We start from the raw sequence: 16,941 nt of genomic DNA, 5'->3' as shown, positions 1-16,941 counted from the left end.
CGTCGCCTTCCTGTTCACGATGCTTCCGTCAGCAGGCAAACGGCGGCCGGGGAACGCCGTCGACGCGGCCGGGGTCCGCGAGGTGAACAGTAGACAAATCCTGAAAGCGCATCACGTGCTGTGCCGGCCCGGCGCGCTTCCGTTAGGGTTCCCTCGATCGGGACCGCGACGGCGTCGGAGGGACGGGACGGTGGGCAGGCTCGCGACGGCGTACGGGCAGGCGGTCGCCTTCCACCGGCAGGCCGTACGGCGCTGGGAGGCCGCGCGGCGGGCGCTCGCCGCCGCCGGGCCGGTCGCCCCCGGCAGTCCCGAGCTGGTCGCCCGGCTGGCCCGGCTCGGCGCCGAGCTGGCCGCCGCCGCACCGGGCGCCGCCCGCCCGGTCACGACCCCGGTGCCGGTCCGCATCGGCGAGGCGACCACCCTGGACGGTCGCTTCCCGGTGCTGGTGCCGCTGGCCGGCGGCACGCACCTCGCGGTCGACGCCGACGCCCGCGATCCCCGGATCGGTGAGCTGCTGCGGGCCGTGGTGGTGCGGCTGCTCGCCGCCGCGCCGGCCGGCACGGTCCGGGTCGCCGGCATCGACCCCGCCGCGTTCGGCGCGGCGTTCCTGCCGCTGCGCCCGCTGCTGGACGCCGGGGTGCTCGGCCCCGCCGCGACCACCGCCGCCGAGGTGGCCGCCCTGCTCGACGAGGCGGAACGGCACGCCCGCAGCGCCCAGCAGGCAGCCCGGGACGACCAGGAACTGCTGCTGGTGGTCGCCGCGTCCGCCCCGCCGCCCCGCGAGCTGGCCCGGCTCGCCGCGCTCACCCACGCCGGTCCGGCCGCGGCGGTCTGCGTGCTGCTCGCCGGCTACCCCGCCGCCGGTCCCGGCGACCCGCCACCGCCGCTAGGCGCCACCACCCAGCTCCGGCTCAACGACCGGTACGCGCTGGTCGGCGACCCACCCGGGCAGCCGTTCAGCGCCGACGGCAGCGGCCTGCCCGCCCCGGTGGTGCTCGACGGCGACCCAACGCACGCCACCGTCACCGGGCTGGCCCGGCAGCTCGCCGCGGCCACCCGCCGGGCCGAGGCGGTGACCTTCGCCGACCTGCTCCCGGCCCGGCGCTGGGCCGAGTCGGCCGCCACCGGGCTGCGTACCGTGCTCGGCCGGTCGGTTCGACCACTCCAGCTCGGCGCGTCCGACGCCGCGCCACGATCTGCAGCCGGCGCTGGAGCCGTCGGAGGCCGACCGGTCACGGTCGCCTTCGACGACGCCACCCCGCACTGGCTGGTCGGCGGGCGGACCGGCGCGGGCAAGACGGTGTTCCTGCTCGACGTGCTCTACGGCCTGGCGGCCCGGTACGCCCCGACCGAGCTCCAGCTCCTCCTGCTCGACTTCAAGGAGGGCGTCAGCTTCACCGAGTTCGTCCCCACCGAGCGCGACCCGTCCTGGCTGCCGCACGCCCGCGCGGTCGGCATCGAGTCCGACCGCGAGTACGGCGTCGCCGTGCTGCGCGAGCTGCGCGAGGAGCTGACCCGCCGGGCAGACCTGCTCAAGCGCCACGGCGTCACCAAGCTCGCCGACCTGCCGGCCGAGCACCGGCCACCCCGGATCGTCACCGTGGTCGACGAGTTCCACGTGCTGTTCGCCGGCAACGACGCCCTCGCCCGGCAGGCCGTCGACCTGCTGGAGGAGCTGGCCCGCAAGGGTCGCTCGTACGGCCTGCACCTGGTGCTGGCCAGCCAGAGCACCACCGGCATCGAGGCCCTGTACGGTCGGGCCGAGGCCATCTTCGGCCAGTTCCCGCTGCGGGTGGCGCTCCCCGGCGGGAGCGGCGTGCTCGACCCGCTCAACGACGTCGCGCAGGCGCTGCGGGTGGGCACGGCCGTGGTCAACACCGCCGGGGGCGCGGCCGGCGCGAACACCGAGGTCCGCTTCCCCGACGCGCACGCCGCCGGCGCCGACCTGGCCACCCTCCGGCACGAGCTGTTCCAGGCCCGACCGGCGGGCGCGCGTCCGCCCACCGTCTTCCGCGGGTACGAGACGCCGCGACTGGCCGCCGACCCCACCTGGGCCGCGCTGCGGCCGGGCGCCGAGCCGCCGCTCGCGCTGGTCGGCCGGACGGTGGACGTGGCCGGCAGCACGGCAGCCTTCCGCCTGGACGCCACCCCCGGCCGGCACCTCGCCGTGGTCGGCACCGCCTCGGCCGGGGTGGACGTGCTCCGCTCGGCCGCCCTCAGCCTGGCCCGGCAGCAGTCCCCCGGCACGGCCCGCTTCCTGCTCGCCCCCCTGGCGCCCGGCACCACCGATGCCGCCGACGACCTGGCGATGACCCTGGCCGCCGCAGGGCATCCGGTCCGCCGCCTCGACGGGGCGGCACTGCGCGCCGAACTCGCCGAGCTGGCCGCCGGACCCGGCGGTGAGCGACCGGGCGGCCCGTCCGGCGCCGTGGCTGGCTCGGGGGGTGGTGCACCCGGGCGGACCTACCTCGTGGTGTTCGGGGTGGACGCCGCCGCCGGCGTGCTCGCGGCCACCGACCCGGCCACCTTCCGCTCCGGGCACGACGACCTGCGCGCAGTGCTGCGCCAGGGGCCGGCGCGCGGGGTGCACCTGTTGGGCTGGTGGCGCGGGCTGCGCCGGCTCGGCGAGGATCTCGGCGGTACGCAGAACCGCGACGACCTGGCCTGCCTGGTCGCGCTGAACGTGCCCGGCGCCGACCTCGGCCTGCATCTGGGCTGGCACGACCTCGCCTACGCCCCGCGTGACGGGCGGGCACTGCTGGTGGATCGGCACGACCAGCGAACCACCCTGGTCGTGCCCTTCGTCGGTGACGGAGGCGACACGTGAGCGAGCGAACCATTTGGCTCGGTAGCGTGGCGCCTCGCGCCGCCGCGGAGCGGAGCGAGGCGGCGGCGTGAGCGGATTCGAGGAGTACGCGGCCCTGGCCCGGGAGCTGTCCGCGCGGCAGCGCGGCGAGGAGCAGGCCGTCGCCGCCGAGGCGGAACGCCGCCGGTCCCTGCACACCGCCGTCGACCAGCTCGGCCAGCGGCTCGCCGCCCAGGGCCAGCGCCTCGACCAGCTCGGCCGGGCCGCCGGACTGCCGGCTTCGTCGCCGGCGGACCCGGCGGACCGGGTTCCGTCCCAGGGCGGACCGGCGATCCCGGTTGGATCGGCACCGGCCTGGTCGACGCCGACCGGTGTGTCGAGTCTGGCCGGACCCGGGTCCGGCACGGGGCCGGGGGCCGTACCGCCGCCGGCGGGCGCACCGAGCCTGGCGGGGGGACCCGGACCTACGCCCGGAACCGGGGCGGGGTCGACCGGCGGCGCAGCCGCCGCGCCGGGGCGGCCGGGCGTCGGGGCGTATCCGGAAAGCGCCGTGTCCGCCCCATGCGCGGAGGCGGACCCGGCGGCGGAGCTGGCCGCAGCCCGGCAACTGGTCGACGAGGCCGACCGGTACGGGCAGCAGGCCGAGGCGATCGCCCACCGGCCCGCGCTGCTGCCGACCTGGTCGCCGCCGGCCCGGGCCGTCGCGGTCTACGCGGCGTGCGCGCTGGCCGGCTCGGTGCTGATGCTGGTCGCGCTGGTGGGCTCGCAGATCCCGGCCACCGGGCTCGATCTGGTGGCCGCCGCCTCGTGCGCGGGCGTGCCGCTGCTGTCGTTCCTCTCCGGGCAGCTGGTGCTCGCCCGCTGGGGTCGGCCGCCGGTCAGCTCCGACCCCCCACCGTCGCGGTACGTCCCGCTCGGCTTCGTGATCTGTGCGCTGTTCTCCCCGTCGCTGTTCTGCGTCTACCTCCTGGTGTTCCGCCTGATGCGCTGACCGGGTGCGGCCGGCGTGATCGGGTGGTCGCGGGGCGTGCGGTGATCTCGTAGGCTCCATGTTGGCCGGTGCGGCGGTGCCGGTCGGACGACGCGGCGGGACGGGGAGGGCGCGTGAGCGAGCGGAGCGAGCGAACCATTCAGCTCAGCAGCGTGGCGCCTCGCGCCGCCGTCGAGCGAAGCGAGGCGGTGGCGTGAGCGCAGCGCAGATCATCGCCAGGCTGGCGGCGGCGGCGCAGAAGCTGGACGAGGCGAAGGCCAAGACGGCGGCTGCGGCCCAGGACGTGGCCGAGGCGCGTGCGCTGGTGGCCGGCGCGCTGGAGGGCGTGGCGGCGGGACCGTTGCTCGGCGTGGTCGACGCCTATCGGCAGGCCCTGGCCCAGGCCGCCCAGGGCGGCGAGCCCGCCCGGCAGCACGTCCAGGAGACCATCGCCAAGGTCCAGGCGCTGGGAAACTGAGCCCGGGATGAGCGATCGGGACGGGTCCGTCGCCCGCGACGGCGGTGAACTGGACGGCTTCCACGTCGGTCACGTACCGGCCGGCGTAGGCACCGAGGTGTCGGACTTCGCCAGCGAGTGGGATGAGGTCAGCTTCGCCACCCAGGTCTGGGAGCGCCAGGTCGCGGAGGGCTACCGGGTCGACCTGCGGGTGCACGTGCTCCGGGTGGACCGGCTCACCGACCTCACCGCGTTGCGGGATTTCCTCGCCGACTACCACGAGCGCGACCCGGCTGGTGGGGAGTGGGCCGAGTTCGCGCACCCCGACGGCCCCGGCCTGATCGGCGTGGGGGAGGCGTTCTGGCTGGTCGAGCCGGGCGTCGCGGTCGACGTGCTGGCCGACCCGGAGCGGTGCGACCGGGCCGGGCTGGCGGCGACCGCTCGCGCGATCACCCGCGCTGCCGCCTCGGCGTGAGCGCCGCCGTCGGTGCGGCGGCCCGGGACCGGTGCGGGCGGTCCGGCGCGCCCCGTCCCTCCACAGGGGACGGCTGTCCGGTACGCCGGTTTGTGCGTCTCGCGGAACAACGGGTTACCGACGCGTAACTTTCCATTGACGTACGTGAAAGCCGCCACGCATCATCGTTCTCACGATCGATCGGATCCCCCACCCGTCCCTCCCGGTTCCCCGGGTGCCTCCCACCGGAGGTGCAGCCATGCTGCTCCGAAAGATCCTGGTCGCCACCACCACCGTCGCCGCCCTGCTGCTCCCCGCCACCGCCGCCCAGGCCGCCACCGCAGACGGTGCCGCCACCCCGACCGGCACCACCGAGACCGCCGGCCGCACCGCCGCGGCCACCGGCAACCCCGTCATCGTCGTCGGGGGCCTGATCGGGGTCTCCATCGCGTACGAGCCGATCGCCGCCCGGCTGCGCGCCGACGGCTATCGGGCCTCCATCTACCAGCTCCCCGACCTCGGCTTCGGCGACATCCGGGAATCCGCCCGCGCGCTATCGTCCTACGTGGACCAGGTCCGCGCCGCCACCGGGGTGGCCAAGGTGGACCTGGTCACCCACTCCGAGGGCGGCCTGGTCTCCCGCTGGTACGTGAAGTTCCTCGGCGGTGTCGACAAGGTCGGCCGCAACGTCAGCCTGGGCACCCCCCAACAGGGCACCTACATCGCGAACATCGTGAAGTTCCTCGGCCTGGGCAGCTGCGCCGGCATCGTCGCCTGCCAGCAGATGTCGGTCGGCTCGGGTCTGCTCGCCGACCTCAACAGCGGTGACGACACCCCGGGCGCGGTCCGCTGGACCACGATCCGGACCTGGCAGGACGAGCTGGTGATCCCGGTCGACAACGCCACCCTCGCCGACGGCGCGACCAACGTGCTGATCCAGTCGTCGTGCCCGCTGCGAGTGGTCGGACACCTCGGTCTCGTCCTCGACGGCACGGCCTACAGCATCGTCCGGCAGGCGCTCGCCGGCGCCGCCATCCACCCGAACTGCTTCGCCATCTGATCCGAGCACCCGACGGGCGCGCCGCCCACCGGTCCGGCCGTGGATCATGTCAGCGGCCGTCCTCGGGGCAGCATGCTCACGGCGTGACGTGCAGCGCGCCGGGTAGGTCGGCCGGGTCGGTGTGCCGGAACGCCGCTGTGAGCGGGCGGCAGCGGAGGTTGAGGGCCGCCAGGATCGCGGCGTGCTGCCGCTCGGCGAACAGCCGGGGCGCGTCGTCGAGCGGGACCTTGGCACGCAACGCGGCGCCCAGCGCCGCCACGTCGACCGCACCGACGCCGAGGGGCGCGAACGCCCCCGGGTCGGCGCCGCCCGGTCCCGGCGGCGGCGGGGCGTCGACCGGGTACAGCGTGCCGTCGAAGCCGGCCAGGAACTCGTTGTCGTCGTCGTCCCAGTACTCCGAGACGTAGGACCGGTCGGACACGTACCCGTGTGCCTCCGCGCCGTCGACGAAGATCCGGGCGCGCATCACGTCCGAGTCGAAGACGTCGAAGGAGACGGCGGGGCTGCCCGTGAAGCTACTGACCAACTCGGCCACCGCGTCCGCGTCGGCCCACCCGTATTCGTCCTCCTCGCGGGGGATCACCGCCCACCGGCGGTCGCCCGCTGGCGCGACGTACGCCTCCCACCCGGCCTCCGCCAGCGCGGCCCGGATCGGCGCCAGCTCCCCGGTGGCGAGGACGGTCTGGTAGCTCGTGCCCATGGCCGGTGAGGTTAGGCCGGGGGTACGACGGGACGAACGGCGCGGCGGGTCGGGAACCCGGCGGCACCCCGGGCAGTTGGGTCGAGCGACCGCGGTGGCCGTGCGAGCCGTGCGACCCTGGGCCGGGGCGTACGTCTGGAGGTGCGACATGACCGGAGCGCCGCAGGTCGACTTCGCGCTCGACACGTACGAGTGCATCGTGCTCTACCCGGGGCCGTCCGGCCGGGCCCTGCCGGAGGAGACGGTGCAGCGGTTGCAGGCCGAGCACCAGGAGCACATGCAGGCGCTGCTCCGGCGGGGCATCGTCCTGATCGACGGCTCGGTGGACGGTCCGGCCCGCGAGCCGGACCCGCCGATCGGCTTCGGCCTGGCGCGCACCGGCTCGGTGGACGACGTGCGCACCGTCATGGAGGCCGACCCGGCCGTGCAGGCCGGGCTCTACCGGGTGGACGTGCTGACCTTCCTCTGCCCGGCCGGCTCGCTGGAGTTCCCGCTCGCCGAGGCGCAGCGCTGAGCGCGGTGGGGCAACGGTCGACGCCGCCTCGACCGGCGCTCGTGGGCGGGTCGGGAGCGCCCCGACGGGAGCTGGCGGCGGGGGGTACGATTTCCGCCGCGCGGTCGCCGATGCCCGCCACCCACGACGTTCCGGCCGCGGTTCCTCTCCGCCCGCCGCGCGGGGATGGCCCGTCGTTGGACAATTCCGCACTCTGAAAGGGGTCGGCCGGCAGGTCGACCCGGAGGAGAGACTAGCCTGATGGGCGTGACACGCCGCGCGAAGATCGTCTGCACCCTCGGCCCCGCCACCTCGTCCCCGGAACGCATTCGGGGCCTGGTCGAGGCGGGCATGAACGTGGCGAGGCTCAACTTCAGCCACGGCAGCCACGCCGACCACGAGGCGGTCTGCCGGCTGGTCCGCGAGGCGGCCGAGGCGGCGGGGCGCCCGGTGGCGGTCCTCGCGGACCTGCAGGGCCCGAAGATCCGGCTCGGCCGGTTCGCCGACGGCCCGCACGAGTGGCGCACCGGCGACTCGGTGGTGATCACCGGTGACGACATCCTCGGCACCAAGGACCGGGTCTCCTGCACCTACCGCAAGCTGCCGCAGGAGGTGAAGCCGGGTGACCGGCTGCTGATCGACGACGGCCGCGTCGCGGTCGAGGTCAGCGACGTCACCGGCAACGACATCCGCTGCCTGGTCACCGAGGGCGGCGCGGTGTCCAACAACAAGGGCGTCTCGCTGCCGAACGTGGCGGTCAGCGTCCCGGCCCTGTCGGAGAAGGACGCCGAGGACCTGCGGTTCGCCCTCGGTCTGGGCGTCGACCTGATCGCGCTCTCCTTCGTGCGCTCGCCGGAGGACATCAAGCTGGTGCACGCGATCATGGCCGAGGAGGGCGTGCAGCGCCCGGTCCTGGCCAAGGTCGAGAAGCCCGAGGCGGTCGACCACCTGGAAGCGATCGTGCTCGCCTTCGACGGGGTCATGGTCGCCCGCGGCGACCTCGGCGTCGAGCTGCCGCTGGACCAGGTGCCGCTGGTGCAGAAGCGCGCCGTGCAGCTCTGCCGAGAGAACGCCAAGCCGGTCATCGTGGCCACCCAGATGCTCGACTCCATGATCGAGAATTCGCGGCCGACCCGCGCCGAGGCCTCCGACGTGGCCAACGCGGTGCTCGACGGCGCGGACGCCGTGATGCTCTCCGGCGAGACCAGCGTCGGCAAGTACCCGGTGCTCACGGTCAGCACCATGGCCAAGATCATCACCACCACCGAGTCCGGCTCGATTGCCGTGCCGCGGCTGCAGCACGACCCGCGTACACACGGCGGCGCCCTCACCGTCGGCGCGTCCTCCATCGCCCGGGCCATCGGCGCCAAGGCGCTGGTCGCCTTCTCGCAGACCGGCGACACCGTCCGGCGGCTCAGCCGGCTGCACTGCGACCTGCCGCTGCTCGCCTTCACCCCGGTGCCCGAGGTGCGCAACCAGCTCGCCCTCTCCTGGGGCGTGGAGACCTTCCTGATGCCGTTCGTCGCGCACACCGACGACATGTTCCGCCAGGTCGACCAGGCGCTGCTCGGCCTCAACCGGGCCAACCCCGGCGATCACGTGGTGATCGTGGCCGGCAGCCCGCCCGGCACCCCCGGCTCCACCAACACCCTGCGGGTGCACCAGCTCGGCTCGCTCGTCGACGCCGCCTCGGCCCGAGCGCTGCAGTGAGCGAGCGGAGCGCCCGAGCCATCCGGCTCGGTGGCGAGGCGACAGCGTGAGCGCGAGGAGTGAGCCGGTTTTGCGAGCCCCGCAGTCGCGAACTGAGGTGACCCCGTGAGCGAGCAGCCGGTGGCGACCGGCCAGGCCGCCGTCGACCAGCTCCTCGAGGTCCTCGACCTGGACCAGATCGGCGAGATGACCTTTCGGGGGATCAGCCCGCCGGTCGGCCCGCAGCGGGTGTACGGCGGCCAGGTCGCCGGCCAGGCCCTGGTGGCCGCCGGCCGCACCGTCGACCCGGAGCGCTTCGTGCACTCCCTGCACGGCTACTTCGTCCGCCCCGGTGACCCGGCCGAGCCGATCGAATACCGGGTCGAGGACATCCGGGACGGCCGGTCCTTCTCGGTCCGCCGCTCGGTCGCACTGCAGCACGACAAGCCGATCTTCTTCATGTCGGCCTCGTTCCAACGGCAGGAGGAGGGGCTGGACCACCACGCGCCGGCCCCGCCGGACGTGCCCGGGCCGGACGAGATCCCGACCATGACCGACCGGCTCGCCCGCTACCCGGAGCGCCTCGGCATCTGGGGTCAGATCCCGCGCCCGATCGACGTCCGCTACGTCGGCGAGCCCGGCTGGGTACGCCCCGGCGACCGCCCCGCCGAGCCGCACCAGCGGGTGTGGATGCGCATCGACGGCAAGCTGCCCGACGACCCGCTGCTGCACGCCTGCGCCCTCACGTACGCCTCCGACCTGACCCTGCTCGACTCGGTGCTGTCCGTGCACGGCGAGGTGTGGGGGCCCGGGGGAGTGGTGGGCGCGAGCCTCGACCACGCGCTCTGGTTCCACCGGCGGTTCCGCGCCGACGAGTGGTTCCTCTACGACTGCTGGAGCCCGTCCGCCTCGGGCGCCCGCGGGCTGGCCACCGGCCGGATGTTCACCACCGACGGCCGGCACATCGCCAGCGCAGTGCAGGAGGGCTTGCTGCGCCGCGAGGGCGCCTGACCGGGCCACCGTGCCCGCTCGGGCGAGGGCCGGCAATCCGGCTGGCTGACCAGCCGACTAATCTTGCCGGCATGCGTCTCTCCGCCCGGGTCGACTACGCCCTCCGCGCGGCCGCCGAGCTGGCCTCGGTCGCCGACGGGACGGCGACCGGACGGAGCCGCCCGGTGACCGCCGAGCAGATCGCCCGCGCCCAGGACATCCCGCCGAAGTTCCTGGAGAGCATCCTGCTCCAGTTGCGCCGGGGCGGGATCGTGCACGCCCAGCGGGGGCCCGAGGGCGGGTACTGGCTGGCCCGGCCGGCGACGGAGATCTCCCTCGCCGAGGTGATCCGGGTGATCGACGGTCCGCTCGCCCACATCCGCGGTCAGCGCCCCGAGGAGCTCGGCTACCAGGGACCGGCCCGGGCGTTGCAGGACGTCTGGATCGCCCTGCGGGCCAGTGAGCGGCAGATCCTGGAGCAGGTCTCTCTCGCCGACGTGGCCAGCGGTGCACTGCCCGGCCGGGTCAACGAGCTCGCCGCCGACCCGAGCGCCTGGAGCTGACCGACCCGGCCGTCCGCCGGCCCGCCCGGCGTAAGTGACCGGGGCTGCCCGCGCGCCCGCCGGTCCAGCCGGGCCGGCTGACCCGCGCCCATTCCGCGCCGCCCGGCGCGTCCCACGAACTGGATGGGGGACTTGACCGGAGCGGTCGCGTACCGCATTGTCGACCAAGTCGATAGGAGATGCCGAAAAGTCGGAGGACCTCGTGCGCAAGCTGCTGATCCTCGCCCTGGTCGGGCTCGCCGCGCAGCTGGTCGACGGCGCGCTCGGCATGGCGTACGGGCTGACCTCCTCCACCCTGCTGCTGTTCGCCGGGGTGGCGCCGGCCGCCGCGTCCGCCTCGGTGCACCTGGCGGAGATCGGCACCACGCTCGCCGCCGGGGTGGCGCACTGGCGGTTCGGCAACGTCGACTGGCGGGTGGTCGCCCGGATCGCGGTACCCGGCGCGATCGGCGCGTTCACCGGCGCCACCTTCCTCAGCTCGATCTCCACCGAGGCCGCCGCCCCGTGGATGGCCGCGATCCTGTTCACCCTGGGCGCGTACCTGCTGGTGCGCTTCTCCCGACCGCTGCGCGCCAACCGCACCGCCGGCCGGTTGCGGGGGCGGTTCCTGGGCCCGCTCGGCCTGGTCGCCGGCTTCATCGACGCCACCGGCGGCGGGGGCTGGGGCCCGGTCGCCACGCCCGCGCTGCTCGTCTCCGGCCGGATGGAGCCGCGCAAGGTCATCGGTTCGGTCGACACCGCCGAGTTCATGGTCGCCGGCGCGGCCAGTGTCGGGTTCCTGATCGGCCTCGGCTCCGAGGGCTTCCTGCTGCCCACCGTGGCCGCACTGCTGATCGGTGGCCTGGTCGCGGCGCCGATCGCCGCCTGGCTGGTCCGCATCGTTCCCGCCCAGCTGCTGGGCGCGACGATCGGCGGCGTGATCGTGCTGACCAACGCCCGGACGCTGCTGCGCGCCGGTGAGCTGGCCGGCCCGGTCCCGTTCCTGGTCTACGCGGCGCTCGGCGCCGGCTGGCTGGTCGCGCTGACGCTGGCCGTGCGGGCCCTGCGCCGCACCCGCCGGGCCCGGACGGTCGTCGAGACCGCCCTCGCCGTGCCGGTCGCCGGCGCCCCGGGGGGCCAGGCCGACGCCGCGCCGCCCGAGGAGCCCCGGCGGCTCGCCGCCGCCGTCGAGGGCTGATCCCGGGTACGCCGCCTGGCGCCCGCCCGCGCAGGCGTGTCCTGCCAGCAGGCTCGCAACCGCGGCCCGCCGCGCAGCTCCCGCCACGACCCGGTGCGGCCACACGTTCGGGAATGCGGCCCGACGCCAGGAGGCCACAGCTTTCCGGGAAGGTGCGCGCCCGAGCCTGGCGCGGCGGGGCCGGTGTCGGGGTCAGGCGGCGAGCAGGTCGTCGGCCGCGGCGGAGAGCAACTCCCAGGCCTCGTCGACGTGCTCCTGCCCGGTGAGCGGCGAGCCGACCGCCAGGCGCAGCGCGTACCGTCCCTCGATCCGGGTGTGCGTGAGGTGCACCCGCCCGGTGCCGTTGACCCGGCGCAGCAGCTCCGCGCTCGCCTCGTCGCCGGCCCGCAGCCGGAAGCAGACCAGCGAGAACGGGTGCGGCGCGGCCAGCTCGAACCGGTCGTCGGCCGCTACCCGCGCGGCGAACCGGTCGGCGAGGGCCACCCCCGAGCGGATGTGCGCCCGCAGCCCCTCGACGCCGTACCAGCGCAGCACGAACCAGAGCTTGAGCGCACGGAACCGGCGGCCCAGCGGGACCTGCCAGTCCCGGTAGTCGATCACCGCGCCGGACTCGGTCGCCGCGTTGCGCAGGAACTCCGGCATCACCGTCAGCGCCTCGATCAGCTCGCCCCGGTCGGCCACCCAGAACGCGTCGCAGTCGAAGCCGGTGAGCAGCCACTTGTGCGGGTCGAAGCAGTACGAATCGGCGTACTCGACCCCGGCGTGCGACCAGCGCAGCTCCGGGCAGACCGCGGCCGCCCCCGCGTACGCGGCGTCGACGTGCAGCCAGACGCCGTGCTCGGCGCAGATCGCGCCGATCTCCGGCAGCGGGTCGACTGCGGTGGTGGACGTGGTGCCGACGGTGGCGACCACGATCGCCGGCACCACCCCGGCGGACAGGTCCGCCTCGATCGCCGCCCGCAGCGCCGCCGGGCGCAACGCCTGCGTCGCCGGGTCCACCTCGATCGCCCGTACCCCGTCGGCGCCCAGCCCGGCGATCCGGGCCGCCTTCTCGATCGAGGAGTGCCCCTGCGTGGAGGTGTACGCGCGGTAGCGCCGGTCGACGCCGTCGGTCCGCCAGCGGCCCTTCCTGGCCCGGTGCAGCGCGCCCAGCGTGGCGACCAGCGCCGCCGACGAGGCGGAGTCCTGGATCACCCCGCCGCCGCGGCCGGTCGAGCGGAACCGCTCCGGCAGGTCGAGCAGGCCGGCGAGCCAGTCCAGCAGCACCGTCTCCAGCTCGGTGCAGGCCGGGCCGGTGGTCCAGAGCATCCCCTGCACGCCGAGCCCGGAGCTGACCAGGTCGCCGAGCACGCTCGGGCCGGAGGTGTTGGCCGGGAAGTAGCCGAAGAAGCCCGGGTGCTGCCAGTGGGTCAGCCGGGGCGTGACGATCCGGTCCAGGTCGGCCAGGACGGCCTCGACCGGCTCGCCCCGCTCGGTCGGCCCGGCGGGCAGCGCGGCGGCCACCGCGCCCGGCGGGTCCTGCGACGTCACCGGCCGCTGTCCGAGCGTCGTCCACTAGTCGGCGATCCAGTCCACCACGGCGTGCCCGGCGCGGCGGAACTCCTCCGGATCCATGTGCTCAGACATGGGGTGGAGTCGATCAGGTGGGCCGCCGTGGGGGCAAGGGTCGGGCAGCGGGCGAGACCGGCCCGGACGAAAAAGCACCGGGCCGCCAGCCGCGGAACCCGCTGCTGGCGACCCGGTGCACCACACCGCGGCACCCCCGACCCGTCCCGACCGGGAGTGCCGTACCACCACCGGTCATCAACCTACGGGTGCCGCGCGACGGCGGGGTGACACGGCTATGAAGAGCATGTTTCAGGCATCCCGGCGAAGTCCGCCGGCCACCTTCTCGGCGATCAACTCGAACGAACGGACCCGGTCCGCCACGTCGTACACCATCGTGGTCAGCATCACCTCGTCCGCGCCGGTGCGCGCCAGCAGCGCGCCGAGCTGCCGGGCCACCGTCTCCGGCGAACCGGTCGCCTGGCCCTCCCGGCGCTGGGCCACGAACTCCCGCTCCAACTCGGTGTACGGGTAGGCCGCCGCCTCCTCGGGCGTCGCCAGCGGCTCCGGCCGGCCCGACCGCAGCTTCAGGAAGGACAGCCCGGCCGGCCCGGCCAGCCACTCCGCCCGCTCGTCGGTCTCCGCGCAGACCGCGTTCACGGCGACCATCGCGTACGGCTGCTCCAGCCACTGCGATGGCCGGAAACTCTGCCGGTAGAGCTGCAGCGCGGGCAGCGTGTTCTGCGCGCTGAAGTGGTGCGCGAACGAGAACGGCAGCCCGAGCAGCCCGGCGAGTTGGGCGCTGAAGCCGCTCGACCCGAGCAGCCAGACCGCCGGCGACTGGCCCCGGCCCGGGGTTGCGGTGATCGGCCCCGGCTCCGCGCCGCTGAAATAGTTCATCAGGTCGGCCAGCTCCCGCGGGAAGTGCTCGGCCGACAGCCCCTCCATGCTCCGGCGCAGCGCCAGCGCGGTCACCTGGTCGGTGCCGGGCGCCCGGCCGATGCCCAGGTCGATCCGGCCCGGGTGCAGCGCCTCCAGGGTGCCGAACTGCTCCGCCACCACCAGCGGCGCGTGGTTGGGCAGCATCACCCCGCCGGAGCCGAGCCGGATCGTCGAGGTGTGGGCCGCCAGGTGGGCGAGCAGCACCGCCGGCGCCGAACTAGCGATCGCGGGCATGTTGTGGTGCTCGGCCACCCAGAACCGGCGATAGCCCAGCTCCTCGGTGCGCCGGGCCAGCTCGGTCGTGTGTCGCAGGGCCTCACCGGCGCTGCCGCCGGCCGCGACCGGAGCAAGATCAAGAACAGACAACGGTACGTCGATCACGCCTCTGAGCAACCCGCCGCGCGCCGGACTTGTTCCGGACGGTGCCCTAACCCATACCGCGCGCCTGCTCGAAGATCAGGCTGGTCTGGGTGTGCTGCACCGCCGGATCCACCGCCAGATGGTCCAGCACGAAGTCCCGCAGCGCATCCCCGGACGCCGCCCGCACGTGCAGCACGTAGTCCTCCGCACCGGCCACATGGAACACCGACACCACCCCCGGCAACCGCACCGACCGGGCCCGGAACGCGTCCACCACCGCCCGCTCGTGCGCGGCCAACCGCACCGACACCAGCGCCTGCAACGGCAACCCCACCGCCGCCGGGTCCACCTCCGCGTGGAACCCGCGGATCGCCCCGCACTCGCGCAGCGCCCGGGTACGCGTCAGACACGTCGACGGGGCCACCCCGACCCGCTCGGCGAGGGCATTGTTCGGCAGCCGGCCGTCGACGGCCAGCTCGGTCAGGATCGCGCGGTCGATGTCGTCCAGCGCCGCGAACGGCCGTACATCATTCGGTGCCACAGGCATGCGAGCATCATCCACCGAATCTGGGGACGGCGAAAGTGCAATCCGCAGAATCTTGTTCGTCTCTATTGCCCTGTGCTGGTCTGATGTTCGACGCTTCGGACCATGACCGCCGTGGACACCAGAGCCGTGCACGCCGGGCGCGACGACCTCGCCGGTCTCGGCGTCCACGTACCGCCCATCGACCTCTCCACCACCAACCCGCTGCCGTCGGTCGCCGGCGGCGGCGACGCCTACGAGACCCTCGCCACCGGCGGCACCCTCCCGCCCGACGGCAGCGCCGTCTACCAGCGGCTCTGGAACCCCACCGTGGCCCGCTTCGAGACCGCCCTCGCCGAACTCGAAGGCACCGCCGAAGCCGTCGCCTTCGCCAGCGGCATGGCCGCCCTCACCGCCGCCCTGCTCGCCGCCACCCGCGACGGGCGCCGCCACGTCGTCGCCATCCGCCCCCTCTACGGCGGCACCGACCACGTGCTCGCCACCGGCCTGCTCGGCACCGAGGTCACCTGGGCCCGGCCCGACCAGGTTGCCGCCGCGATCCGCCCCGACACCGCCCTGGTCGTCGTCGAGACCCCGGCCAACCCCACCCTCGACCTCGTCGACATCGCCGCCCTCGCCACCGCCGCCGGCGACGTCCCGCTGCTCGTCGACAACACCGTCGCCACCCCCGTGCTCCAGCAGCCCGCCCGGCACGGCGCCGCGCTCGTGCTGCACAGCGCCACCAAGAGCATCGGCGGCCACGGCGACGTCCTCGCCGGCGTCGTCGCCTGCGACCCCGGCTGGGCCGCCCGGCTACGCCAGGTCCGCGCCGTCACCGGCGCGATCCTGCACCCGCTCGGCGCGTACCTGCTGCACCGCGGCCTGCAGACCCTGCCGCTGCGGGTCCGCGCCCAGCAGGCTGGCGCCGAGAAACTCGCCGGCTGGCTCGCCGGCCACCCCGCCGTCACGCGCGTGCACCACCCCGCGCACCACGACCCGGCCGGTCTGGTCGGCCGCCAGATGTCCGGCCCCGGCAGCCTGCTCGCCTTCGAGGTACGCGGCGGTGCCCCCGCCGCGGCCGCCGTCGCGGGTGCCTGCCGGCTGATCACCCACGCCGTGTCGCTCGGCGGCGTCGACACCCTCATCCAGCACCCCGCCTCGCTCACCCACCGGCCGGTCGAGGGCGACGCCAAGCCGTGCGGAGGGCTGCTGCGGCTCTCAGTCGGCCTGGAGGACCCGGAGGATCTGCGGGCGGACCTGGAGCAGGCGCTCGCGGCGATCTGACCCGTCGGGGCTGCGTCTCCGGCGCTGCTCGGCCTCAGGATTTCGGTCCGACGTGGCGGTCCAGCGCGGCGACGGCGTCCCGCCTCGCGACGGAGAGGGAGTTGCGGCGGTTCATCTTCCACGCGATGCCGAGCAGGTCGAGCGCCCCCTGACAGAGGCCCATGATGTCGGTGGATTTGTTGGTGAACATGTAGCGCGGGTAGACGTACTGCTTGCCCCGGACGGTGACCCGGTTGGCGAACCGGCAACCGTCGGAGTGAAACAGTCCCCGTAGAAAGTCGCCCGGGTGCGCCGCCACGATTTCCCGCTGCCAGTCGGCCAGGACGATCGCCCGTTCATGTTTCTTGCCGGGCCCATGCTGGGGAAACAGGCACGGCCAGTGTTTGCCGTAGCTCTGCACGCTGACGCAGCCCTGGCCCTGCACGCGCTGACTGTGGCCGCAAGGACGCTCTTCATAGCGTCCTCGCACGCGTCGATCAGGCCGGGCCAGGCATCGGCGCAAGAGATGCGCAGCACCGGAACCCGCGCGGTGGTGACCAGGTGCCCGTCACCGAGATATAGGCCGAGCAGATAGGCGTACTGACCGGGATCTGTCGGATTGTCGACGTCGGTACGGCAACGGAAGCAGCGCAGGGAAGTGCTCTGTTGCTTCGGCTCCGGTTGGACTTTGCACCAGTGACGAACGGTGGGATAGGAGACCCTGACGGCGCGGGCGGTTTCGGCAGCGGTCGCCCCGGCCAGGTAGAGGCGCCGCGCTTCAGCGCGTACTTCGGGTGGATACACCCATGTATCTTCGAACGCCTGTATGACAGTTTGTGCCCCCGGTGGGATTCGAACCCACACTTTATGGCTTTTGAAACCATCGTCTCTGCCGTTGGACTACAGGGGCCTTCTGTTGATTGGCCATGACAGGTTACCCACTACGCTA

At 74.3% G+C, this 16,941-nt stretch carries 16 protein-coding genes and 1 tRNA gene; 11 read left to right on the top strand and 6 right to left on the bottom strand.

The annotated features are described in order from the left end of the window. Positions 1-190 precede the first annotated feature (190 nt). From A6A27_RS07705 to A6A27_RS07685, 5 genes are all read left to right on the top strand, one after another. Entirely contained in the window at positions 191-2,827 is a 2,637-nt protein-coding gene (locus A6A27_RS07705; protein WP_073833851.1) for an FtsK/SpoIIIE domain-containing protein, read from the top strand. A 67-nt stretch (positions 2,828-2,894) separates the two neighbouring features. Beyond that, entirely contained in the window at positions 2,895-3,797 is a 903-nt protein-coding gene (locus tag A6A27_RS07700; protein WP_073833850.1) for a hypothetical protein, read from the top strand. 193 nt (positions 3,798-3,990) lie between these two features. Continuing rightward, positions 3,991-4,254, top strand: coding sequence for a DUF6244 family protein (locus tag A6A27_RS07695; protein ID WP_073833849.1), 264 nt, complete (start codon positions 3,991-3,993; stop codon positions 4,252-4,254). A gap of 7 nt (positions 4,255-4,261) precedes the next feature. Continuing rightward, the gene (locus tag A6A27_RS07690; protein ID WP_073833848.1) at positions 4,262-4,708 is read left to right on the top strand and encodes a hypothetical protein; all 447 of its coding nucleotides are present in this window, start codon (positions 4,262-4,264) and stop codon (positions 4,706-4,708) included. Positions 4,709-4,946: 238 nt separating this feature from the next. Continuing rightward, positions 4,947-5,747 (top strand): esterase/lipase family protein, encoded by an 801-nt coding sequence (locus tag A6A27_RS07685; RefSeq protein WP_073833847.1) that lies wholly within the window; start codon positions 4,947-4,949, stop codon positions 5,745-5,747. A 76-nt stretch (positions 5,748-5,823) separates the two neighbouring features. Here A6A27_RS07685 and A6A27_RS07680 read toward each other — a convergent pair whose 3' ends face one another. Continuing rightward, positions 5,824-6,447 (bottom strand): hypothetical protein, encoded by a 624-nt coding sequence (locus A6A27_RS07680; RefSeq protein WP_073833846.1) that lies wholly within the window; start codon positions 6,445-6,447, stop codon positions 5,824-5,826. Between the two features lie 148 nt (positions 6,448-6,595). Between A6A27_RS07680 and A6A27_RS07675 the strand changes: the two genes are divergently transcribed. The 5 genes from A6A27_RS07675 (at position 6,596) to A6A27_RS07655 (ending at position 11,359) form a co-directional block, all read left to right on the top strand. Further along, on the top strand, positions 6,596-6,961 hold the full coding sequence (locus A6A27_RS07675) for a YciI family protein (RefSeq protein WP_073833845.1): 366 nt from the start codon (positions 6,596-6,598) through the stop codon (positions 6,959-6,961). 240 nt (positions 6,962-7,201) lie between these two features. Further along, a complete protein-coding gene (gene pyk / locus A6A27_RS07670; RefSeq protein WP_073833844.1) occupies positions 7,202-8,650 on the top strand; it encodes a pyruvate kinase in 1,449 nt (482 codons plus the stop codon). Between the two features lie 120 nt (positions 8,651-8,770). After that, the gene (locus A6A27_RS07665; RefSeq protein ID WP_073833939.1) at positions 8,771-9,640 is read left to right on the top strand and encodes an acyl-CoA thioesterase; all 870 of its coding nucleotides are present in this window, start codon (positions 8,771-8,773) and stop codon (positions 9,638-9,640) included. A gap of 71 nt (positions 9,641-9,711) precedes the next feature. Beyond that, positions 9,712-10,182, top strand: coding sequence for an RrF2 family transcriptional regulator (locus A6A27_RS07660; RefSeq protein WP_073833843.1), 471 nt, complete (start codon positions 9,712-9,714; stop codon positions 10,180-10,182). 202 nt (positions 10,183-10,384) lie between these two features. Then, entirely contained in the window at positions 10,385-11,359 is a 975-nt protein-coding gene (locus A6A27_RS07655) for a sulfite exporter TauE/SafE family protein (protein WP_073833842.1), read from the top strand. Between the two features lie 192 nt (positions 11,360-11,551). Here the strand turns inward: A6A27_RS07655 and A6A27_RS07650 are convergent, their stop codons facing one another. From A6A27_RS07650 to A6A27_RS07640, 3 genes are all read right to left on the bottom strand, one after another. After that, entirely contained in the window at positions 11,552-12,889 is a 1,338-nt protein-coding gene (locus A6A27_RS07650; RefSeq protein ID WP_241825139.1) for a pyridoxal-dependent decarboxylase, read from the bottom strand. Positions 12,890-13,216: 327 nt separating this feature from the next. Continuing rightward, a complete protein-coding gene (locus A6A27_RS07645) occupies positions 13,217-14,227 on the bottom strand; it encodes an LLM class flavin-dependent oxidoreductase (RefSeq protein ID WP_073833841.1) in 1,011 nt (336 codons plus the stop codon). A 46-nt stretch (positions 14,228-14,273) separates the two neighbouring features. Continuing rightward, positions 14,274-14,753 carry an Lrp/AsnC family transcriptional regulator gene (locus A6A27_RS07640; RefSeq protein ID WP_073833840.1) on the bottom strand — a complete coding sequence of 160 codons (480 nt, stop codon included), beginning with the start codon at positions 14,751-14,753 and terminating at the stop codon, positions 14,274-14,276. A 102-nt stretch (positions 14,754-14,855) separates the two neighbouring features. Between A6A27_RS07640 and A6A27_RS07635 the strand changes: the two genes are divergently transcribed. Beyond that, positions 14,856-16,013 (top strand): trans-sulfuration enzyme family protein, encoded by a 1,158-nt coding sequence (locus A6A27_RS07635; RefSeq protein ID WP_073833839.1) that lies wholly within the window; start codon positions 14,856-14,858, stop codon positions 16,011-16,013. Positions 16,014-16,047: 34 nt separating this feature from the next. Here the strand turns inward: A6A27_RS07635 and A6A27_RS45765 are convergent, their stop codons facing one another. Next, positions 16,048-16,437, bottom strand: a complete 390-nt coding sequence (locus tag A6A27_RS45765) for an LAGLIDADG family homing endonuclease (RefSeq protein WP_241825138.1) — start codon at positions 16,435-16,437, stop codon at positions 16,048-16,050. 392 nt (positions 16,438-16,829) lie between these two features. Then, positions 16,830-16,902, bottom strand: a tRNA-Leu gene (locus tag A6A27_RS07625). Positions 16,903-16,941 lie beyond the last annotated feature (39 nt).

The organism is Micromonospora sp. CB01531 (genome assembly GCF_001905095.1).
Lineage (GTDB): Bacteria > Actinomycetota > Actinomycetes > Mycobacteriales > Micromonosporaceae > Micromonospora.
Note: the sequence above shows the minus strand (reverse complement) of the source record. Positions and strands in the feature narration are given on the sequence as shown.